General features: G+C 62.0%; 21 protein-coding genes. 17 read left to right on the top strand and 4 right to left on the bottom strand.

Features of this window, described 5'->3' with window-relative positions; all coding sequences use genetic code 11:
- Positions 1–361 (top strand): NAD(P)(+) transhydrogenase (Re/Si-specific) subunit beta (locus BraRD5C2_RS36710; RefSeq protein WP_223976872.1); only part of this gene is annotated, 361 nt, incomplete at its 5' end.
- A 66-nt stretch (positions 362–427) separates the two neighbouring features.
- Here BraRD5C2_RS36710 and BraRD5C2_RS36715 read toward each other — a convergent pair.
- The 3 genes from BraRD5C2_RS36715 to BraRD5C2_RS36725 all read right to left on the bottom strand — a co-directional run bounded on the left by BraRD5C2_RS36715 (position 428) and on the right by BraRD5C2_RS36725 (position 2,082).
- On the bottom strand, positions 428–757 hold the full coding sequence (locus tag BraRD5C2_RS36715) for a hypothetical protein (RefSeq protein WP_223976874.1): 330 nt from the start codon (positions 755–757) through the stop codon (positions 428–430).
- Between the two features lie 177 nt (positions 758–934).
- Positions 935–1,564, bottom strand: coding sequence for a thiamine pyrophosphate-dependent enzyme (locus BraRD5C2_RS36720; protein ID WP_223976876.1), 630 nt, complete (start codon positions 1,562–1,564; stop codon positions 935–937).
- Positions 1,558–2,082, bottom strand: a complete 525-nt coding sequence (locus tag BraRD5C2_RS36725; RefSeq protein ID WP_223976878.1) for a thiamine pyrophosphate-binding protein — start codon at positions 2,080–2,082, stop codon at positions 1,558–1,560. Before BraRD5C2_RS36725 ends, BraRD5C2_RS36720 begins: the two co-directional genes overlap by 7 nt.
- Positions 2,083–2,281: 199 nt before the next feature.
- On the opposite strand from BraRD5C2_RS36725, the gene BraRD5C2_RS36730 reads away from it, so the two are divergent.
- From BraRD5C2_RS36730 to BraRD5C2_RS36775, 10 genes are all read left to right on the top strand, one after another.
- Positions 2,282–3,295: an ABC transporter substrate-binding protein gene (locus BraRD5C2_RS36730; RefSeq protein WP_223976880.1), complete on the top strand. Its 1,014-nt coding sequence runs from the start codon at positions 2,282–2,284 to the stop codon at positions 3,293–3,295.
- Positions 3,296–3,320: 25 nt separating this feature from the next.
- Positions 3,321–4,172: an ABC transporter permease gene (locus BraRD5C2_RS36735; RefSeq protein ID WP_223976882.1), complete on the top strand. Its 852-nt coding sequence runs from the start codon at positions 3,321–3,323 to the stop codon at positions 4,170–4,172.
- A complete protein-coding gene (locus BraRD5C2_RS36740; protein WP_223976884.1) occupies positions 4,172–4,993 on the top strand; it encodes an ABC transporter permease in 822 nt (273 codons plus the stop codon). The genes BraRD5C2_RS36735 and BraRD5C2_RS36740 overlap by 1 nt, the downstream gene beginning before the upstream one ends.
- A 12-nt stretch (positions 4,994–5,005) precedes the next feature.
- Entirely contained in the window at positions 5,006–6,115 is a 1,110-nt protein-coding gene (locus tag BraRD5C2_RS36745) for an ABC transporter ATP-binding protein (protein WP_223976886.1), read from the top strand.
- A 138-nt stretch (positions 6,116–6,253) separates the two neighbouring features.
- Positions 6,254–6,814 carry a hypothetical protein gene (locus BraRD5C2_RS36750; protein WP_223976888.1) on the top strand — a complete coding sequence of 187 codons (561 nt, stop codon included), beginning with the start codon at positions 6,254–6,256 and terminating at the stop codon, positions 6,812–6,814.
- 403 nt (positions 6,815–7,217) lie between these two features.
- Entirely contained in the window at positions 7,218–10,070 is a 2,853-nt protein-coding gene (locus BraRD5C2_RS36755; RefSeq protein WP_223976890.1) for an FAD-dependent oxidoreductase, read from the top strand.
- 21 nt (positions 10,071–10,091) lie between these two features.
- Positions 10,092–10,604 (top strand): aromatic-ring-hydroxylating dioxygenase subunit beta, encoded by a 513-nt coding sequence (locus BraRD5C2_RS36760; protein ID WP_223976892.1) that lies wholly within the window; start codon positions 10,092–10,094, stop codon positions 10,602–10,604.
- Between the two features lie 80 nt (positions 10,605–10,684).
- Positions 10,685–13,063, top strand: a complete 2,379-nt coding sequence (locus tag BraRD5C2_RS36765) for a xanthine dehydrogenase family protein molybdopterin-binding subunit (RefSeq protein WP_223976894.1) — start codon at positions 10,685–10,687, stop codon at positions 13,061–13,063.
- Positions 13,060–13,899 carry an FAD binding domain-containing protein gene (locus BraRD5C2_RS36770; RefSeq protein WP_223976896.1) on the top strand — a complete coding sequence of 280 codons (840 nt, stop codon included), beginning with the start codon at positions 13,060–13,062 and terminating at the stop codon, positions 13,897–13,899. Before BraRD5C2_RS36765 ends, BraRD5C2_RS36770 begins: the two co-directional genes overlap by 4 nt.
- Positions 13,896–15,035, top strand: coding sequence for a xanthine dehydrogenase family Fe-S subunit (locus BraRD5C2_RS36775; protein WP_223976898.1), 1,140 nt, complete (start codon positions 13,896–13,898; stop codon positions 15,033–15,035). The genes BraRD5C2_RS36770 and BraRD5C2_RS36775 overlap by 4 nt, the downstream gene beginning before the upstream one ends.
- 89 nt (positions 15,036–15,124) lie before the next feature.
- On the opposite strand, the gene BraRD5C2_RS36780 is transcribed toward BraRD5C2_RS36775, so the two are convergent.
- On the bottom strand, positions 15,125–15,670 hold the full coding sequence (locus BraRD5C2_RS36780; RefSeq protein WP_223976900.1) for a MarR family winged helix-turn-helix transcriptional regulator: 546 nt from the start codon (positions 15,668–15,670) through the stop codon (positions 15,125–15,127).
- A 180-nt stretch (positions 15,671–15,850) separates the two neighbouring features.
- Here BraRD5C2_RS36780 and BraRD5C2_RS36785 point away from each other — a divergent pair, with 180 nt between their 5' ends.
- The 6 genes from BraRD5C2_RS36785 to BraRD5C2_RS36810 all read left to right on the top strand — a co-directional run bounded on the left by BraRD5C2_RS36785 (position 15,851) and on the right by BraRD5C2_RS36810 (position 21,472).
- Entirely contained in the window at positions 15,851–17,050 is a 1,200-nt protein-coding gene (locus BraRD5C2_RS36785) for an ABC transporter substrate-binding protein (protein ID WP_223976902.1), read from the top strand.
- A gap of 78 nt (positions 17,051–17,128) precedes the next feature.
- On the top strand, positions 17,129–18,097 hold the full coding sequence (locus BraRD5C2_RS36790) for an amidohydrolase family protein (RefSeq protein WP_223976903.1): 969 nt from the start codon (positions 17,129–17,131) through the stop codon (positions 18,095–18,097).
- 19 nt (positions 18,098–18,116) lie between these two features.
- Positions 18,117–18,917 carry a maleate cis-trans isomerase family protein gene (locus BraRD5C2_RS36795; RefSeq protein WP_275945294.1) on the top strand — a complete coding sequence of 267 codons (801 nt, stop codon included), beginning with the start codon at positions 18,117–18,119 and terminating at the stop codon, positions 18,915–18,917.
- Positions 18,914–19,765: an alpha/beta fold hydrolase gene (locus tag BraRD5C2_RS36800; protein ID WP_223976905.1), complete on the top strand. Its 852-nt coding sequence runs from the start codon at positions 18,914–18,916 to the stop codon at positions 19,763–19,765. Before BraRD5C2_RS36795 ends, BraRD5C2_RS36800 begins: the two co-directional genes overlap by 4 nt.
- The gene (locus BraRD5C2_RS36805; protein ID WP_223976907.1) at positions 19,752–20,810 is read left to right on the top strand and encodes a M29 family metallopeptidase; all 1,059 of its coding nucleotides are present in this window, start codon (positions 19,752–19,754) and stop codon (positions 20,808–20,810) included. The genes BraRD5C2_RS36800 and BraRD5C2_RS36805 overlap by 14 nt, the downstream gene beginning before the upstream one ends.
- Positions 20,807–21,472 (top strand): isochorismatase family protein, encoded by a 666-nt coding sequence (locus BraRD5C2_RS36810; protein WP_223976909.1) that lies wholly within the window; start codon positions 20,807–20,809, stop codon positions 21,470–21,472. Before BraRD5C2_RS36805 ends, BraRD5C2_RS36810 begins: the two co-directional genes overlap by 4 nt.
- Positions 21,473–21,751: the final 279 nt, after the last annotated feature.

The raw sequence follows: 21,751 nt of genomic DNA on the forward strand, positions 1-21,751 counted from the left end.
CATTCACCCGGTGGCGGGCCGCATGCCCGGCCACATGAACGTGCTGCTGGCCGAAGCCAACGTACCCTACGACGAGGTGTTCGAGCTCGAGGACATCAACTCGGAGTTCGCCCAGGCCGACATCGCGTTTGTGATCGGCGCCAACGACGTCACCAACCCGGCGGCGGAAGAGGACAAGACCTCGCCGATCTACGGCATGCCGGTGCTGCAGGTCTGGAAGGCCGGCACCGTGATGTTCATCAAGCGCTCGCTGGCCTCGGGCTATGCCGGCATCGACAACCCGCTGTTCTACCGCGACAACACCATGATGCTGCTCGGCGACGCCAAGAAGGTCACCGAGAACATCGTCAAGGCGATGTAGGGCGGGCGGCGAATGGCGCTCGCCTGTGCCAGGGCCTAGCGGCTGGTTAAGCCGGAAGCAGATGGCCTATGAAGCGCCGGATCCGACCGGGTTCCGCGCCGACAGAGTGCGGCCCAGGATGAGCTCGAGGGAAGGCCATGCCTCACCGGACGACGAGCAAATCCACATCAGCAAGGCCTGAGACGCCGGCATTCGAGGCTCACCGTGTTGCGGATGACCTGCACCCGCCGTCTCACCAATCTCATTCGTCTGGACCGGAGAGCCGCCGTCATTGAAATGAATAACTGGCATGCCGACGGAAATCGACGCGGCCACATCGATCCGCAGGGCGTCGTGGTTGCGATGCATCGTTGTCGTCGTCCTCATCAAGAGCGAGCGAACCAGCGAATAGTCCATGGTCCTACACATCGTACTATGTGATGAACGACCGACAAGTTCAAAATTTCGACGTCGTGTGCCTAAGATCGCAGCGTCGTCCGATAGCCTGGTGGTATGTGGGAGCGCGTAAAAAAGCGGCCCGCTTCGGCAACGAAGCGGACGGGCATGGATTTGCACAATGCAAATGCTGGTCGGCTAGGGTTGCTCGAGCATCCCGCCGCCGAACATTGTCGGGATGTAACGTGGCGCCTCAATCGCAGCCATGAAGCGATGTTTTGTCGCGACCGGATCGAGCGAGATCGACGGCCGCACGACTTCGACGTCGGGCTCGGTCGCCAGAACCAGGACTCCGACACCGTCTCGCTTTTCCGCCGCGGCGATGCCGGCGGCGAGTGCGCTCGGCGCATTCAGGTTCTCGGCGTGCTTGATTCCCGAGGCGCGCGCCAGCTGTGCCAGATCGAGTGTCGCGTTGGTCAAGGTTTGACCGCCCGAAGCTGCGTGAACACCGTTCTGGATCAGGAGGATGGTGAGATTTGACGGGTTCATCGCGCCAATCGTGACGAGCGCACCCATATGCATGAGCAGGGCGCCATCGCCTTCGACCGCAATGACCGGACGGTCCGGTTGAGCGATGGCGAGGCCCAGCGCCAGGGGGAGTGTCAGTCCCATGGCGTCTTCGAAGTAGAAGTTCTCCGGCGCGTGGTGCAGCGATGCCCACAAATACGAAGCATTGCCGAGCGACGTCACGACGAGCGCGCGGGGAGGCAGACTGCCGGCAAGCGCCCTGTAGTGATCCGCCCGGGTCGGTCGTGCATTGGTCACCACTGGATATCCTCCCGACCCATCAGCAGGGCAAACGGACACGAAGCTTCTTCCGCATAGGTTGCGGCATGTTCGACCTGGGGACCGATCGGACGGTATCGATCGGTGCAGGCATGGGCGAGGCCGATGCCGCGGAAGACCGGCTCTGTCGCTCGGCCCTTCGGCACATGATAGAACACCGCATCATCGGGCGTGCCCCGGTAGGACACCAGCATCAGAAGCGGAAATTGATAACGCTGCGCGAGCGACACCATGCCCGCGCCCATGCTGAGGACGCCGGCATTCTGCACGAGCAGGGCGGTGCGAACGCCACCGAGCCGGCTTCCACAAGCGATTGCGAGCGCTTCCTCTTCATGGGTTGCGCGCACCAGCGTCATGCCCGGCTCCTGGTCGATGCGAATAAGGATTTCGCCCAGCCAGCTGTCGGGGACGGAGACGACGGTGCCGAAACCAAGACGCTTGAGCGCATTCAGAACGGCAGACGGCCGATGGGTCTCTAGAGTTTCCGCCGATGTCGTCATCGACTGCCTCCGTGATTTCAACCAACGTGCGACGCAGGCTAATTGCAAAAGGTACTATTGTCGATAAGATAAACCTATTGCGGGCCGATGAGGTGCCTGATAGAAGGTACTATTAAGCAGATGATAAGTTTAATTTCATGACTGAGGATTGCAGCTGGAGCCGGCCACTGCATTTCGTCGCTGGAGGGAGACTGCACCTATGCTTCGCCTTTGGTCTGTAGTGATCGCTGTTCTGATTGCGTTGCCGGCTCACGCACAAGACAAGCTCGTTGTCAGTATCTGGGGCGGCAGCTGGCGTGATCTGGTGGCCGAGACGGTTGCCAAGAAATTCACCGCCGAAACCGGCGTCCCCGTTGAATTCATCACCGGCGGCACCATCGATCGACTGAACAAGGAAAAGCTCGCCAAGGGAAATCCCGAAAGCGACCTGACGTTCACGACGTCGCATGTCGGGTGGCTCTATGCCAATGACGGGTTGTTCGAGACGATCGATACCTCGAAGATCCCCAATGCGAAGAATCTCGCGGACGAGGCGCGGATCAGTCCCTACCACCTCGGCGCCTGGGCCTATGTCTACACAATCGGCTACCGTACCGATCTCATCAAGGACACCAAGTTCGAAAGCTGGAATGATCTCTGGAAGCCGGAGCTGAAAGACAAGCTTGCTGCGCCGGATTTCGATCCCGGCCACATCATTGCGGTCTCCGCCATTCTTGCCGGCGCCGACCCGGCCCACTGGGAAAAGGGCGAGGAGAAGCTCAAGGCGCTCAAGCCAAACTTCAAGGCGTTCTACACCAATGACGCCAACAGCCAGCAACTGCTCGCGAGCGGCGAGACGCCGGTGCAGATCGTGCTTTCGATGAACGCCTACTACATGATCGGGCAGGGCATTCCGATCACGCTCGCGATGCCGAAAGAGGGCGCGGTGCTGGGAATCGACACCGTCGCGGTCATGAAGGGGTCAAAGAAGGTTGACCTCGCCTACAAGTTCATCAACGCGCTCTACGACCCCGACATCCAGGCCGAGATCTCGAAGCAGAAGAAGGGGAGCCCGGCGGTCCTCAACGCGAAGATCGATCCTGAAATCGCCAAGCTTCCGGGCGTCTTCACGGCGGCGGAGCAATGGAAGCAGCAGATCAACATCGACGCCAAGCTGCGCGCCAACAAGACGGCGGAATGGCGCAAATGGTTCGCCGAAAACATCATGAACTGATCCGTTGCCAGATCGGCCCCGCATCATGAATCAGCAGCCATTTCTGCGCATCTTCACGGCGCCGGCGACGTTGTGTGCCGTCGGATTCGTCGCGGCGATGGTTGCGGTTCTGCAGTACAGCCTCAGGGCCTACGTGCCGGGATCGCTGGATCCCGGCGGGTTCACGCTGGCGAATTTCGCCGACCTTCTCAAGCCGCTCTACGCGCGCGTGTTTCTCGATACCGTCGTCGTGTGTGCGATGACCGCGGTCGTGACGTTGATCGTCGGGTATCCGCTGGCTTATGCGCTTGTGCGTGTCGAACAACCGATCCTGCGCTCCATTCTCCTCGTGATTGTCGTGACGCCGCTGTTTCTGGGCGAGGTCGTTCGCACCTATGCGTGGATCATCGTCCTTGGCAACAACGGCTTCATCAATTCGTTGCTGATGTCGCTCGGCCTCATCGGTAAGCCGCTCCAGCTGATGTTCACGCCATTCGGCGTTGTGGTTGCGCTTGTCCACGTCACGCTGCCGGTCATGGTCATCATGCTGGCTGCCGGATTATCCCATATCGACCGCGACTATTCCCGAGCGGCTGAAAGCCTGGGAGCCGGTCCCATCCGCGTGTTCCTGACCGTGACATTGCCGCTGTCGCTGCCGGGCGTGGTGGCAGGCACCACGACGGCATTCGCGTGGACGTTCTCGGCATTCGCCACGCCGCAGCTGATCGGCGGCGGCCGCGTCAACATGATCTCCAATCTGGTCTACCAGCTTGGATTCTCGAGCTTCAACTTTCCTTTCGCCGCGACCTTGTGCGTGGCCGGGCTGGCTTTGACGGCCCTGGTGCTGGGCCTTCTTCAGCTCGCCTCCCGCCCGCTTCGGAAGATCGAGGTGCACTGATGATCCCGCGCTCGACCTATCAAAGAGTGCTCGGCTGGGTCGGACTGCTGACGGTGCTCGTCATCGTCGCCTTTCTCGTCCTGCCGGCGGCGGTCGTGACGATCGCCGCTTTCAACGACAAGCCGATCCTGTCGTTTCCGCCGCAGACCTGGTCGTGGCGGTGGTTCGGTCGGGCCCTCGCCTATGAAGACTTCCGGCAAGGGTTCTTCAACGGCCTGATCGTCACAGCCTGGAGCTCGACGATCGCGCTGTGCGTTGGCGGCATGTTCGCCTTTGCCATCGACCGTTACAAGTTTCCGCTCAAGTCCGCCATCGAGGGAATCCTCATTTCGCCGTTGGTGATTCCGCACTTCACGGTGGGGCTCGGCTTTCTCATCCTCGCGGCGCAAGTCGGCCTGAGCCGTGGCTTTGCCGTCGTCGTGATCTGTCACGTCATCCTGGTGCTGCCGTTCGTGCTGCGCAGCGTGTATGTGTCGCTGAGGAATCTCGATCAGAGTTACGAACACGCTGCAGCGAGCCTCGGTGCCGGACCGCTTCGTGTCCTGACCACCGTCACCCTGCCGCTGTTGCTGCCCGGGCTGGTCAGCGGCTGGCTGTTCGCGGCGATCCTCTCATTCAACGAGTTCACGGCCTCGCTGTTCGTGACTTCGCAGCGTACCCAAACGCTTCCCGTCGCGATGTACAATTACGTACGCGAGTTCGCCGATCCGTCGATGGCGGCATTGTCGGTCATGTACATCGTCGGCACCGCCGCCTTGATCGCCTTTGCCAATGCGTTCCTGGGCCTCGGCAAGGTTCTCAATATCGAACAGTCTCACTAGGGAGCACGGATCTTGAAGCCGTCTGCGAGTGCTGAAGGTGAGCAAACGGCGGTCCATTTCGACGCCGTGACCAAGCGATTCGATGATGTCGTGGCCCTGAGCGCAGTTACGCTCGGCGTTGGCCGCGGCGAGTTCGTGACGTTGCTTGGTCCATCTGGATGCGGCAAGACCACGCTGCTCAAGCTGGCCGGGGGCTTTCTGGGGCCGGATGGCGGTTCGATTTCAATCGAAGGCAAGCGCGTGAATGACATTCCGACCTACCAGCGCGGCATCGGCATGATGTTTCAGAACTACGCGCTGTTTCCGCACATGAGCGTGGCGGAAAACGTCGCCTACGGTCTGAAGACGCGGCGGGTCCCCAGGGTTGAGCGGGACAAGCGCGTCGCCGATGCGCTGGCGCTGGTTAAGTTGAAGGGCATGGAGAACCGCAAGCCCCGGCAATTGTCCGGCGGCCAGCAGCAGCGTGTGGCGCTTGCGCGCGCACTCGTCATCAATCCGACCGTCCTGCTGCTCGACGAACCGTTCTCGGCGCTCGACAAGAGCCTGCGGACCTCGATGCAGGTGGAGCTGCGGGAAATTCAGCGCAAGCTGGGTCTGACCACGATCTTCGTGACACATGACCAAGGCGAGGCCTTGAGCATGTCCGACCGCGTGGCTGTCATGTCGGAGGGGCGTATCAGGCAACTCGGAAGCCCTGTCGACGTCTATCGCAGCCCGGCGGACCCATTCGTGGCCAGCTTTGTCGGCGACAACAACAGGCTGCGCGGCCAGCTTGTGAGTGTGCACGCGAAGCAAGCGATCGTCGCACTCGGCGATGCCTTGGTGAACGTGCCGGGCGAGAGCCTGTCCGGGCTGGAGAAGTCTGCGGCGGTTGACCTCTACGTCCGCCCCGAGCAGTTCAGTATTGTGGCGCCCGAGGAGCCGTGCGCCATCAAGGGGAGCGTTGTTGCCCAGATCTACCAGGGTGGCCACGTCGATCTTCAGATCGAGTGCTCTGGAGGCACCGGGGATCGGTTGCTGGTGCGATCCCCCGGGGAGCAGGCCGTTCTGCGCTGGCCGATGGGGGCGCCTGTCGGCATTGCCATTCAAGCAGATCGGTGCTCGGTATTTCCGGTAGGCTGATCGCAAACGTCTTCGCAGAGCTGTGAGGGTTACAGCATCAAGCTTGCGATATATCGTGCCGCACGGTTTAGCGATGCCTACCTTGCCGTTTCCTGCGGCATCACTCGGCATCTGGTCGCGCAACTCTGGAGAGAATGCTTGAGTCAGTCCCAATCGATCACGGCGGCCGAGGCGATCAGCACGTACATCGAGGCAAAGGACCGAAACCGGCCCCAACTCATGAAGCATGCATTCGTGCAGGATTGCGAGCTTGAGATGCAACTCCTGACCGACGCGATCTCGTTTCCAAGCTCCGTTCACGGGTTGGAGAGCGTGACCGATGTTCTCGTGCGGAACTTTGGATTGCAGTATGAGAATGTGCGCACCTTCTGCCTGTCGCGCCCCGAGTCCGATCGCCTCCCGCGCTTTCAATGCGACTGGCTGGTGGGGATGTCAAACAAGTCCGATGGTGACGTACGCGTCGGTTGCGGTGAGTACACCTGGGAGTTTGATGCCGCCGGAGACGGTCGCGTCAAGCGGCTGCTGATCAAGATTGAGTTCATGTGCGTGCTGCCGGCCAGCTATCAGACGCCTGTCCTGCAGTGGCTTTCGGCGATCCCCTATCCCTGGTCGTCATGCGGTGAGGCGCGCACAGGTTTGCCTTCGATCGATGCTTTGACGCCGATTGCTCAATTTCTGCGACGCGACGCGCGCAACTGACTTCGGCAGTTGAACGCTGGATGCCGGTCTATCGAATTTGGGCTTCGATGACGAACGCACGCCTGGCGTAGCCGAGGAGGCGCCGCTGGCTATCAAGCTGAGCGCGCCGAGCGAGAACCGGCCCACGAATGACGAGGGCATACAACTCGGTGCGGTAACCCCGGCTGCGGTCAAGACGCTCGGGCGTTGGTCTCCGTTGGCTAGGCCTATATAATCAGTATAGCTCCTTGTATACACGCCACATAGTGGCGATTTTCTCCGTCGATTGATTGAACATTCACGTAGTAAAACACAGCAACAATGCCGATTTTCTGCGCCTGACTTGGAAGAGTTGATCTCTCCTTGCATCCTCCATAAAGAGATGTATACTGATGAAAATTCAGGGACGGTTCCGAGGTGCGGGATGGCGTGGCGAAAAGCAATTGCTGTGAACCAGTTGAAGCCCGGCGGAGTCGCGCGCGTCGAGATCGACGGCAAACCGGTTGCGCTCTATCTGCTTGATGGCGAGGTCTTCGCCACGCATGGCATATGCACGCATGCGCTCGCCTTTCTTGCCGATGGATTCGTCGACGGCGGCACGATCGAGTGCCCGCTGCACCAGGGTATCTTCGATATCAGATCGGGAAAGGCGCTCTGCTCGCCGGTCACGCAGGACCTCGAGACCTACGCGGTCAAGGTCAGGGATGGCGAGGTATTTGTCGATCTCGATGGAAACAAGAAGGCTGCGCCGAAGGATCAGGCGGAGGCCTGCACCCCGAGGGGGGCGCCGTCCCGCGGGGCGGTCGTCGTCGTGGGCGCCGGTCAGGCGGCTGCAGTGGCAATTCGCAGCATGCGGGCCAGTGGCTTCACCGGCACGATCAATCTCGTCGGCAAAGAGAAGCATCTGCCGTACGAGCGTCCACCGCTTTCAAAGGATATTCTCCTTGGAAAAGCGGCGATCGAATCCTGCCGGCGTCTGGCTGAAGCCGATGTTGCTTCCCTCGACGTCAAGACCCATCTCGGGTGCTCCGTTGCCCGGATCGATCCGGCCGCCAGGATCGCATTCCTGAGTAACGGGACCGAGCTTCGATATGATGCGCTTCTGCTGGCGACCGGCGGCGTTCCGCGGCGGCTTTCCATTGCTGGCGCCGATCTGCCGGGAGTGCACTATCTGCGCACGATCGAGGATGCCAACTTTATCAGGCAATCGCTTGCAGGCGCGAAGCGTCTCGTTATCGTCGGCGGCGGCTTCATCGGTCTTGAACTTGCTTCCGTCGCTGCGACGCTCGGGGTCACCACCGTCCTCCTCGAACGCGAAACCGAACTGATGGCCCGCGTGCTGCCTCCATCATTGGGACGCAGCTTTCGCTCCCTTGGTGAGCGCCACGGCGTCTCGGTTCTGCGGGGTGTACAGGTTCAGGATATCCGCCGCGACGGTGAGGGTCTGGTGGTCAATACCTCCGCCGGCGCTTTCGCTGCAGATACCATCTGCGTCGGTGTCGGGTTGGCCCCCGAGACGGAACTGGCGGCCGCGGCCGGCTGCGCGGTGGATGGGGGGATCGTTGTCGACGCCGAGCAAAGGACCAGCATCGCGGGAATCTGGGCAGCGGGCGACTGCGCACTGCATTGCCGTCCGGTCAGCGGGCGCTCCCGCCGTTTTGAGAGTTGGCACAATGCGGAGCAGCAAGGTGCAGCCGCCGGGCAATCGATCGCCGGGGCGCCGCCGAACACGGATGCGCAGGCTCCCTGGTTCTGGACCGACCAGTTCGGCCTGAACATTCAGATACTCGGGGTCTCGTCACCGGGCGACAAGGTCGCGCTCACAGGTCGCGATGGCGAACCCGGCGCCGTCTACCGCACGATTGATCCGGACACCGGACGGCTTACCAGCGTGGTCGCGTTTTCCAATCCCGCCGCGATACGGCAGGCGCGCAAGGAGCTCGAAAACCCTGACATGTTCGATATCGCCAAGGTTTCCGCTGCTCTGCTCACGAGTGACGGCAAAGAGGAGAATACCCAGGTGGTGAACGAGAGGTCGGTGACGACGACGTCGAAGCAATTCGTCTGGCCATCCGAGGGGCTCACCAGGGTGCCTGATTGGGTCTACACGGACAACGACATCTACCGGCGCGAAGTCGAAAAGATCTTTCACGGGCGAACATGGAATTACGTCGCGCTGGAGAGCGAGATTCCCGAAATTGGCGATTTCATCCGTTCGAATGTAGGGCCGACGCCCGTCGTCGTATCGCGCGCCGAGGACGGTTCGATCAACGTCTTCGAGAATCGCTGTGCTCATCGCGCGGCCGAGTTCTGTCGCGAGCTGAGCGGCAACGCCAAGGAGTTCGTCTGTCCCTATCATCAGTGGTCCTACGACCTGAAGGGCAATCTGGCGGGGGTGCCGTTCCGCCGGGGGGTCGACGGCAAGGGCGGAATGCCGCGCGATTTCAAGAATGCAGACCATGGGCTGAGGCAGCTGAAAGTCACGACCCATCGTGGTGTCGTGTTCGCGTCGTACTGCGACGACATGGAGCCGTTGGCCGAATATCTCGGACCGGAGATTCTCCGCGAGTTCGAGGCAACCTTCGACGGGCGGAAGCCCAAGGTGCTCGGTCACTATCGCCACAGTCTTCCGGGAAACTGGAAGCTCTATCACGAGAACCTCAAGGACCCGTATCACGCAACGCTGCTGCACACGTTTCTGGTGACGTTCGGCCTGCTGGTGGCCGGCAACAAGTCGTCGATGATCGCCGATCCCTCCGGCCGGCATGGCGTGATGGCGTCGGCAAAGTCGGACGTCAGCAAGCTCGACGACAACACCAAGAAGGAGATGCGCGCCTACAAGGAAGGCATGCAGCTCGAGGAGCCGCGCTTCATGGATTTCGTCAATGAGTTCGACAGTCCCTGGTCGGTGACCATGACGACGATCTGGCCCAATCTCATCGTGCAACGGGAGATGAACACCTTGGGCGTTCGGCAGATCGTCCCGACGGGACCGAACGAGTTCATCATGAAGTGGACCATGTTCGGCTTCGAGGGTGACGATGAGGAAATGACCCGTCATCGGTTGCGGCAAGGCAATCTGATGGGGCCGGCAGGCTTCCTTGGCCTCGAAGACAATGAAGCCATCAAGTTCGTGCAGGACGGCATGCTTGCGGTCCCCGATGGCCAACATGTGGTCGAACTGGACCCCGGGGTCATCGGCACCGCAGACACCTTGATCTCCGAGGCGTCGATACGCGCGATGTATCAGCATTGGCGCAGCGCGATGGAACTCTAACGAGAGATGCGGGCTATTCAGATGTTGGCCACCGATCCCACCTACACGGCACAAATTCACCAGCTGCTGCTTCGGAGCGCAATCGAGCAGTTCAATTGCGAATATGCGGCCGCCCTCGACGAGCAGCGGCTCTCGGACTGGAGCGAGATGTTCACGCCGGACGCGAGCTATGTCGTTTTGTCGCGCGAGAATGAGGATCGCGGCCACCCGGTCGGCCTCATCTATTGCGAGAATAGGGGCATGATTCGCGATCGGGCGTTCGCGCTGGAGAAAACCGCCATGTTTGCGCCGCGGTACCTTCGTCACTTGATCAGCAATCTGCAGCTGCTCGGCGAAGATGAGCACGGAAACATCAAGGCCCGGGCGAACTATATCGTCCTGCAGGTCCTGTTCGATCGCCCTGACGCGACCATTCACCAGGTCGGAACCTATCACGACGTGTTTCGGCGTTCCGACGAAGGCCTCAAGCTCAAGCAACGGCGCTGCGTTTACGACAATCTGCTCGTTCCCAACGCGCTTTGCATTCCGGTGTAGAGCCGCTTGCGATCAGGGGACAATCACTGTGACCTTCGTGACGTCGGGAACGTTTTGGCAGAGCGCATGAGAGGATCATCATGAGCGGGGACGGGGCGGTCGGTGAAGGTATCGGGGCGCGAGCGCGGCGCAAGGAGGATGCCCGGCACTTGCGCGGCCGGGGCCGGTTCGTCGGTGACATCCATATGCCGGGGCTGCGGGAAGTGGCATTCCTGCGCAGTCCAGTCGCGCATGCGAGGATCCTGTCGAAGACAAAATCGCCGGATCACGCCGTCGAGACCTTCTTCTCCGACGATCTCGTCGGGGTCGCGCCGATCGTTACGCGATCGTCCATTCCAGGGTACAAGGTCTCGCAATATCCGATCCTGGCCACCGACAAGGTGCGCTTCGTCGGCGAACCCGTTGCCATGTGCGTGGCAAAAAATCGCGCGATCGCGGAAGACCTGATCGAGCAAGTCGAGATCGGCTACGACGAACTGCCGGCGATCGCTTCTTGCGCGGGCGGTCGTCGCGAGAACGCGGAACTTCTGCATCCGGAGTGGGGCGACAACCTGTTCCTGGAGACTTTCTTCGACAGCGGCGTCGACCAGGTCATCGCCACCGCGCCGGTCTCGGTCGAGCTCGGGATGTCGTGCGCCCGGCAGGCGATGCATCCCATGGAGGGCAAGGGCGTGCTGGCCTGGTGGGATGATCGCGCCGATCAGCTCGTGGTGCACACCTCCACCCAGGTGCCGCACTTGATACGAGCCGGGCTCGCCGAGTGTCTCGGGATTGCGCAGGCGCAAATCAGGGTCGCTCCGCCGGACGTCGGAGGCGGCTTCGGCTACAAGTGCCTGTTGCAGCCCGAGGAGGTTGCGGTCGCCTGGCTGGCTGCGACCTTCAAGAAGCCATTCCGTTGGACCGAGGATCGCAGGGAGCATCTCGTCGCCGGCGCCAACGCACGGCAGCACGAATACCATATCAAGGCTTATGCTGACACGCAGGGGCGACTTCTCGCGCTGGACGCGGAAGTGTCCGTCGACACCGGCGCTTACTCGGTGTGGCCATTCACCGCCTGCCTGGAAGCTGCGCAGGCTGGAGGAAACCTGCCCGGACCGTATCATCTGGCTGCCTACCGGTGCCGTACTTATTCGGTTGCGACCAACAAGCCGCCTTTCGCGCCGTATCGCGGTGTCGCGCGGCCGGGCGTCTGCTTTGCAATGGAGCAGGTCATTGACGCGATCGCGCAGAAGGTCGGTCGCGAAGCATGGGAAGTCCGCCGGGACAATCTGGTCCCGGCTTCGGCGATGCCATACACCAACATCACGAACAAGCATTACGACTCCGGTGACTACCCGGAGGCGCTCGTTGCTGCCAAGAACATGATCGGTCTCGAGGCATTCCGCGCGGGACCGAAGCGCGACGACAAGGGACGTTACCTCGGCATCGGGTTCGCCAGTTTCACGGAGCAGTCCGCGCACGGCACCAAGGTGTTTGCGTCCTGGGGATTGCCGCTGGTGCCGGGGTTCGATCAGGCGCATGTGAAGCTGACGCCGGACGGTGCGCTGGAAGTTGCGGCGGGCATCCATACCATCGGGCAGGGCCTGGAAACCACGCTGGCGCAGATCGCTCACGAGCAGACGCGTGTTCCGCTCAAGCACATCAGGGTCACGCTCGGCGATACGGCGATGACCCCGTTCTCGACCGGTGCCTACGCATCGCGCGGGATCGTCATGTCGGGCGGTGCGGTCTCGCGGGCCGCCGAGGTCGTTGCGGGCCGGATCAAGTCGATTGCCGCGCATTTGCTGCAAGTCGAGCCGGCCGCCGTCGGATTTGCCGAGGGGCGGATCTTTGCGGCGAATGCCAGTGTCTCCTACGAGGATGTCGGACGTGCCTGGTATCTTCGCCCGGACCAGCTTCCCGAGACCGTGAACACGGCAGGCCTCGAGGCGACCGAAGGATACAAGCCGGACGTCGATACGGGCGTGTTTTCTTATGCCACGCACGCCGTGCGGCTCGCGGTTGACGCCGAGACTGGTCTCGTCGAGATCCTCGACTATGCGATCGTCGAGGATTGCGGACGCATGGTCAATCCGATGATTGTCGAGGGGCAGACCTATGGAGGGGCGGCGCAAGGTATTGGCACCGCGCTGTTCGAAGAGAGCCCGTACGACGACAACGCTCAACCGCTCGCCTCGACGCTGCTCGATTATATTCTGCCTGGTCCGACCGAGCTGCCGAGCTTCCGCATCGACCATCGCGAGACACTGTCGCCTTACTCGGCTCACGGAATCAAGGGCGTCGGCGAGGGCGGCGCAATCGCGCCGCCTGCTGCGATCGTCAACGCGATCAACGATGCCTTGTCGCCACTCAGCGCTGCGATACGCCAGGTACCTGCGAGCCCACGGCGGATCCGTGACGCAATTCGGCGCGCGCGTCCGTCGCAGGCGGCAGCTCCTGAAGCGGGCGTCGCGCGATGAAGTCGTCGGCGTTCGAGCTCAAGCATGCACGGACCCTCGGCGAGGCAACCGAACTCCTCGCGGCGGCCGATGGCGACGCCAAGGTGTTGGCTGGCGGCCAGTCGCTGGTCCCGATGCTGAACCTGAGACTGGCCCGGCCCAAACTGTTGGTCGACATCAAGCGCGCGTCCGGCTTTCGTGAGCTTGCGGCCGACGACAGGGTGTTCTCGATCGGCGCCGGATGGACCCACGCCGAGATCGAGGATGGCGTGCTGGAGGACCCGACACGCGGGCTGCTGCGATCCGTCGCACACGGAATCGCCTACAGAGCGGTGCGCAATCGCGGCACCATGGGCGGAAGCCTGGCGCATGCCGATCCGGCCGCAGACTGGGTCTCGACGCTGGCGGCGCTGGGGGCAACGATCGTCGTCCAGGGTGGCGGCGAACGGCCGAAGCGTCATGCCGCCGAGAGCTTCGTCGACGGAGCATTTGCGACCAAGCTCGGCGAGAGCGAAATCATTTCCGCGATCGAAGTCCCGCGGCTGTCGGTGGATGCATCGTGGGCCTACCACAAGATTTGCCGCAAGACCGGCGAATTCGCCAGTGCGATCGGCGTTGTCGTTCTCGATCCGAAGGGAGGCCTGCAGCGGGTTCTTGCCGGTGCGACCAGCGGTTCACCGGTGCTGCTGCCTAATACCGCCGCACGTCTCGCCGAGGCGGGGCCACGCGCGGCATGCGAGATCGTCGCAGAGGAAATCCGCGTCGTTCTGCCGAATCTTGATCTCGACACGCAGGAATTGCACGCGGTCGCGGTTCGCCGGGCTTTGGCAACCTTGGGTGAAGGACAGCGCCGATGACGCAGGTGTCGATGACGGTCAATGGAGGCGCCGTCGTGGCGGACGTCGAGCCGCGCACGCTCTTGGCCGACTTCCTGCGCGGCGAGATGCAACTCACCGGAACGCATCTCGGATGCGAGCAGGGTGTCTGCGGCGCCTGTACCGTTGTGCTCGACGGCAGGATCCAGCGGTCGTGCATCACATTTGCCGCCGATTGCGATGGCGCCGACGTCACCACGATCGAAGGCTTTGACGATGATCCAACCATGCAGGAACTGCGGGAGGCGTTTTCCGAGCACCACGCCCTGCAATGCGGCTTTTGCACACCGGGAATGTTGACGACGGCACGAGATATCGTGCTTCGGCTCGGCGATATCGATGAGCGCGCCCTGCGTGAGGAACTCTCCGGCAATCTCTGCCGATGCACCGGTTATGTCGGGATCGTCGCCGCGGTCAAGAAAGTCGCCGCTGGGAAGAAGCCCGATGTCGCGGCGGCTGCGGCTCCGGTAATCAGCAGGCTCGACGGCCCAAGGTCGCCACCGGCGCCGTCGTCTCCACAGACAAATGGCCCGGTGACGCGCACGCCTGTTCCAGCCATGGCGGCATCGGTTGGTGAATCCGCAGGCGGCACCTCAATTGAGGAACGGGTGCGGGTTGCTGCGCCGGCCGAAAAGGTTTGGAGCCTGCTTTCGGACCTCCAACGGGTGGTCCCGTGTGTGCCCGGAGCCGAGATCACGTCGCTCGACGGAGAAGATCTTGTCGGCAAGGTCAGGATCGCACTGGGCCCGATCAAGGTCACTTTCAACGGCCAGGCAAAGGTCGGGATGGATACCTCCAAGCGGGAGGGATGGCTGACCGGCCGCGGGCGTGATGCCGGGCAGGGCTCGTCCGCGGAGGGCAGCGCGCGCTGGACCGTCGTCGCTGACGGGGCAAGCGCGTCTGTGATTGCGGTCGTCCTGACCTGGAAGCTGAGCGGGCCGCTCGCGCAATTCAACCGAGCCGGACTGGTGCATGACGTTGTGCGTCGGTTGGCGGCGACATTCGCCGAGAACCTCGAAGCCGCCATTACCGGGGCGGCTCCGCCTCGCCGAAAGGCGCTCGGTGGCCTCGGATTGATCTGGTCCGTCATCAAGGCGCGCTTGTTCTCAGGGAGCTAGGGCCGCCGAGGCGGCCCCATCGACCGTACAACTGCCAGACTTACTCCTGCAATAGAGATGTATACTGATTAAAATTAGGTCGCTTCCGGCTATTCATCCCGGTCGGCCGTCGACTTCCGCCGTCCGGATGCTGAGTTGCTCTCGGGCAGGCTGTATTTGCTGTTGCCCTCGATCAATTCGGTCACCATCGCCAGAAACGCGGCCCTGAACTCGGGCCGCAGGGGCGCGAGGAAGCGATCCTGCGCACGGCGCATGCTGTCGTACATCTTGTCGGCGACCGCCTCGCCCTCCTTGGTCAGGAAGGCCACCATCGAACGCCGGTCGGTTTGGCTGCGTTCGCGCCGCACCAGGCCGCGTTCCGACAGGCGGTTCAGAACATCTGCTACGTTCGTGCGATCGATGCCCACTTCACCACCCAGCGTGACCTGATCGATCCCGGGGTTGTTGAGCAGGGTCGTGATCAGGCCGTACTGCACCGGCGTGATGCCGAATTCCTGGCACTCCTCAAGAAAGATCGCCGAGTGGATCTGATGCAGGCGGCGGACCAGGTAGCCTGGGCGCGATGCCAGTGGCATCCGCGCCATCTCCACCTTGACCTCGGACCTCGTGGAATTGGTGGATGATTGCTTCTTCAACGTGCATTCCTTCCATTCTTTAAGCCGTCCGCGGTCAGCAAATGAGCCGAAGGCCTCTTGACGGGCGACCTAATTACTCAGTATACATCTCTTTATCGCGAACGGTACTGCCGATTCTAGGATTGACCTGAGAATAACAACAATAAGATGGCGGCGCGCGAGGCAAACGGAGGATGGCTCATGAACAGGCTCGCATCATCAATTCTCGCGCTGACCCTCATATCTGGTCTGGGACCGGCCAAGGCTGGCCCGGACGCCGTGACGATCGGTGTCCTCAACGACCTCAGTGGCGTGTACTCGGATCTCGGCGGGCCCGGCTCCGTTGCGGCCGCGGACATCGCGGTGGAGGAGTTCGGGCCAACCGTGATCGGCAAGCCGATCAAGCTGATGTCGGGAGATCACCAGAACAAGGCCGATGTCGGCTCGCAGTTGGCGCGCCGATGGTTCGACGTTGACCACGTCGACATGGTGATCGACTTCCCCAACTCGGGCGTGGCGCTGGCCGTGCAGGAGGTCGCGAGAGCGAAAAAGAAGATCGCGATCTATTCTACGGCGGCAACGATGGACCTTACCGGCAAGGCCTGTTCGCCGACCGGGTTTCAATGGACCTACGACAATTATTCGAATGCTGCGGGCGTCGCCTCTGCGCTCGTGAAGAAGGGGTTCGACACCTGGTATTTCCTGACGGTCGACTATGCGTTCGGTCTTTCGCTCGAGGCGGAAGCCTCGAAAGCCGTCAAGGCCGCCGGCGGCAAGGTGGTCGGCGCCGCGCGCCATCCGCTCAACACACCGGATTTCTCCTCCTTCCTGCTCCAGGCACAATCCTCCAAGGCAAAAGTCATCGCGTTCGCCAACGCCGGAGGCGACACGGTCAATGCCGTGAAGCAAGCCAATGAATTCCAGATCGTGCAAGGCGGGCAGACGATCGTCACGCCGGTCACGTTCATCACCGACGTGCACAGTCTCGGTCTTCAGGTCGCTCAGGGGCTTACCTTCGTGACCGGCTACTACTGGGATCTGAACGACCAGACCCGCGCGTTCGCGGAGAAATTCTACAAGAAGCGTAAAGCGATGCCGACGATGGCGCAGGCTGGCGTCTATTCCGGCGTGCTCCACTACCTGAAGGCGGTGAAGGAGGCCGGCACCGACGACGGAATGGCGGTCGCCGAAAAGATGCGCGAGCTGCCTGTGCGCGATGCCTTTACGCAGACCGGTTCGGTGCGAGCCGACGGACGGATGATCCACGACATGTACCTCGTCGAGGTGAAGAAGCCGTCGGAGTCGAAGGCGCCGTGGGACTACTACAAGGTTCTGGCGACCATTCCCGCGGCCGAGGCGTTCAAGCCTCTGGCTGAAAGCGAATGCCCGCTGGTGAAGTAACAGTCAGGGCCGTCCCGGTCGCGTCCGTCCCAACCGTGATCGGGATCCGCGTATGTCGAGATCCGCAAGGAGCAATTCATGTCGTCCAGAATCCGCAAGATCGCGCTTGAGGAGCACTTCACGGCGCCGGGCTTCGAGGAATACTCGAAGGTCTTCACCAAGCACATGGACTCCGCGGCGCAATCAAAGCTGTCGTCCCAACTCAGGGACTTCGAAGATTTGCGGCTGGGCGAGATGGACCGGGCCGGAATCGACAAGGTCGTTTTGTCGCAGACCGGACCAGGCGTTCAGGGCGAAACCAACGTAAACGTTGCCATCCGGCGCGCTGCCGAAGGCAATGACTATTTGGCGCAGCAGATTCAGCGGCATCCGGCTCGTTATGCCGGCTTCGCATCGCTGCCGATGCATTCCCCGAAGGCGGCTGCGAGCGAACTGACCCGTGCCGTCGAAGTTCTCGGCTTCAAGGGAGCTCTGGTCAACGGCCATACCGGCGGGATCTACTATGATGATCCGGCCTACGATGCGTTCTGGGAGCGGATGCAACATTTGGACGTGCCGCTCTACCTGCATCCGACGGACCCAAGCCCGGTTCCGAAAGCCTATGACGGCCATCCTGAACTCACCGGCGCAGTGTGGGGGTGGGGCGTCGAAACCGCGACCCATGCGCTCAGATTGCTGTTCGGGGGAATCTTCGATCGCTTTCCGCGGTTGAAGATCATCCTCGGCCATATGGGTGAGGGGCTGCCGATGCTGCTCTGGCGGTTCGACAGCCGGTTCGCCGTTTACCCGCATGGCGTTCGGCTTGCGCACAAGCCGTCCGAATACTTCGGAGGCAATATCTTCATCACGACGTCAGGCGTCTGCTCGTCTGCGGCGCTTGCCTGCGCGCTTGCCGAGATGGGCAACGACGCCGTCATGTTTTCGGTCGACTACCCCTACGAGTCGACGGCAATTGCCGCGGATTTCATCGAACGGGCACCGATATCCGAGGACGTCCGCGTGCAGGTCTGCTCGCGCAACGCCGAACGCATTCTGAAGCTGGCCTGATCGGCCGAGGAGACACCACATGCACAAGGTCTATCGCATCGGTCAGATCGTTCCGAGCTCGAACACGACCATGGAGACTGAAATTCCCGCGATGCTCAATGCGCATTCGCTCGCGCATGGCACGCGCTTCACCTTCCATTCGAGCCGGATGCGGATGAAGACGGTCAAGAAGGAAGAGCTCGCGGCGATGGACAGCGAGTCCGATCGCTGCGCGCTCGAGCTCTCGGATGCGCGTGTCGACGTCCTCGGCTACGCCTGCCTGGTCGCGATCATGAGCATGGGGAAGTCGTATCACCGCGTCTCGCAGCAGCGGCTCCATGGTCGCACGGTCGAGAACGGCGCGCCGGCTCCCGTTGTGACCAGCGCCGGCGCCCTGGTTGATGCGCTGCATGTCATCGGCGCCAAGCGCATTGCCGTCGTCGCGCCATATATGAAGCCGCTGACGCAGCTCGTCATCGACTACATCGAGCATGAGGGGATCAAGGTCTCCGATTCCCGCGCGCTTGAGATTCCGGACAACATCATGGTCGGTCGGCACGACCCGGCGAACCTGCCGAAGATCGTGGCGGGGATGGACCTCAAGGATGCCGACGCGGTCGTCTTGTCAGCGTGCGTGCAGATGCCGTCGTTGCCTTCGATCGCCGAGGTCGAGGCAAGAACCGGCAAACCTGTGATCACCGCGGCGGTGGCGACCACTTACGCCATGCTGACGGCGCTCGACCTCAACACGCGAGTGCCGGGCGCCGGCGCATTGCTCTCGGGCGCCTTTGGCAACAATGCAGCGGCCACTCCCAACGCAAAGCTGCAGGTCGCCGGATGAGTACATTTCGATACGGCGCAAACGTCCAGGCCAACGGCGTGCGGCTGCACTATTTGCTCTACGGGCAGGCGCGAGCGGGGCGTGATCCGGTCATCATCCTGCCGGGCATCACCAGTCCAGCCATCACCTGGGGGTTCGTCGGCGAGCGGTTTGGACGCCAGTTCGAGACCTATGTTCTCGATATCAGGGGCCGGGGGCTGTCGCAATCTGGCCCCATGCTCGACTACAGTTTGGACGCGCAGGCCGCCGATCTGGCCGCGCTGGCTGCGGCGTTGAAACTGCCGCGATATACCGTGGTCGGCCACTCGATGGGGGCCCGCATTGCCGTACGTGCGGCACGCAGCGGATTGCCCGGACTGGCCGGACTCGTCCTGGTGGATCCGCCGGTCTCGGGACCGGGCCGGCGCGCCTATCCGGCGAAGCTCGATTGGTACGTCGATTCCATCCGGCTCGCGGTCGCCGGTTGCAACGCTGAAAAGATGCGGGCGTTCTGCCCGACCTGGACCGAGGATCAATTGAGGCTGCGTGCGGAGTGGCTACACACCTGCGACGAGCGCGCGGTGCGCGAGAGCTTTGACGGATTCCACAATGACGACATTCACAGCGATCTCGGGAGGATCAACGTTCCCGTCCGACTGATCGCTGCAGGACGTGGTGACGTCATTCGCGATGAGGATATCGCCGAAATCCAGCGGCTGTTGCCGAGCGCTTCGGCCACGCGCGTCGTCGACGCAGGACATATGATTCCATGGGATGACGAGGCGGGATTCTATGCTGCCTTCGAGGAGTTTCTTGGCGCCCGCTTGGACGCCGCAATCAGCAAGGAGAAGCAACATGTCGGTCAGTGATCACGATCTGATACAGGCCTGGAAGCAGGTTCTCTCGTTGTCCAAGCTGGAGCGAGGCCAACTCGTCACTGTGCTCACCAGTTCGTCGACGCATCCGCAGACCCTGTCGACCGCGATTCTCGCGGCTGCATCGATGGGTGCAATCGTCAACCGGCTCGATCTGCTTCCGGTCAACGGCGAGAAGGCTCTGAGCCGCGACTCGCTGGCCTATCTCGGGACGACACCCCTGACCGGGAATCGCGCGGCGATCGCTGCACTGAAGGAGAGCGACCTCGTCCTGGACCTCATGACCCTGCTGTTCTCGCCCGAGCAGCACGACATCCTGAAGGCCGGCACGAAAATCCTGCTGGCTGTCGAACCACCGGAAGTCCTGGTTCGGATGGTGCCGACAATGGCCGACCGTGCGCGCGTCATCACCGCAAGTGCCAAGCTCGGCAAGGCGAAGGAGATGCATGTGACGTCGCCGGCCGGCACGGACGTCCGCTTCAAGCTCGGTCAGTTCCCGGCCATCAGCGAATATGGCTTCGTCGACGAGCCCGGGCGGTGGGATCATTGGCCGAGCGGTTTCGCCTTGACCTGGGCCAATGAGGGCGAGGCCGATGGAACGATCGTGATGGAGCGGGGCGATATCCTGCTCCCGATGAAGTCCTACATCCAGGATCGTATCCACTTTGGGATCGAGAAGGGCTTTGTGACCTCGATCGAGGGCGGCGTCGATGCCGAGATTCTGAGCGAGTATATGGCCTCGTACAACGATCGGGACGCATATGCGATGTCGCATATCGGCTGGGGACTGCAGCCGCGAGCCAAGTGGTCGACGCTCGGTCTCTATGACCGGGAGGCCACGATCGGCATGGACGCGCGGGCGTTCGAGGGCAATTTCCTGTTCTCGTTCGGGCCCAACAACGAGGCCGGCGGGAGCCGGACGACGGCCTGCCACATCGATATTCCGATGCGGAATTGCACGATTGCGCTCGACGGGGAGGAGGTCGTCCGAAACGGAAAGGTGCTCGATGGCGGACCGGTTCGTGAGGCCGCCGAATGACCGACGATACGTCGACATATCGCCGGCAGGGCTTCGGTCAGGACCTGGACCTCGATGCACCGTTCGGGTTGCTGATCGTCGATTTCGTCAACGGATTTCTCGATCCCGCCGTTTTCGGCGGCGGCAACATCGCTGCCGCGATGGAGAGGACGGTCGGACTGCTGGATGAAGCGCGCCGGCGAAGGTGGCCGGTTGCGCATTCGAGGATCGTATTCGCCGACGACGATGCCGACCGCAACGTGTTCGCGATGAAGGTGCCGGGGCTGCTCACGCTGAAGGAGTCGTCCTCCAACAGTGCGATCGTTCCGCAGCTTGCGCCGAAGCCGGGTGAGCTGGTCGTCCGAAAGACCGTGCCGTCGGCATTCTTTGCGACAGGACTGGGACCATGGCTGACGCAGCGTGGCGTCCGCACGCTTGTGATCGCCGGTTGCGTGACCAGCGGTTGCGTCCGCTCAAGCGTCGTTGACGCGATGTCGCTGGGCTTCCTTCCGCTCGTGCTCAGGGATTGCGTCGGGGACCGCGCGATCGGTCCGCACGAGGCGAACCTGTTCGACATGTCGGAGAAGTACGCGGTCGTCATGGATCTCGCCGATACCATGAAGCTCGTGGAAGCCAGGACTGCTGGTTCTGCCGTTGTGAGTGGCAGCGCAGGCATCAGCTAGTGATATCGACGCCCGCTCGGCGGCAGAATCGACTGCGCAATAGCCGTCGATCGTGCCCGCACGTTTCGACGACAAGCTCCCTGCCTATCCCGCGTCTCCGCGGGATTTTTTTTGCCCGCGCTGGTCGAGGTTTGACGCAGAGGTCAGTCGTCAGGCGTCGATCAGGGTCTGTAATTCGTTTGTATACTGATGAAATATTGGTGCATTCAACTTTCCCCCGATCGGGTTATGTCGCGGAATACATGCTTATTTCGGCTGAATAGAACCTGCGTCGATTCC

This window comes from Bradyrhizobium sp. RD5-C2 (assembly GCF_019972155.1).
Taxonomy (GTDB): Bacteria; Pseudomonadota; Alphaproteobacteria; order Rhizobiales; family Xanthobacteraceae; genus Bradyrhizobium.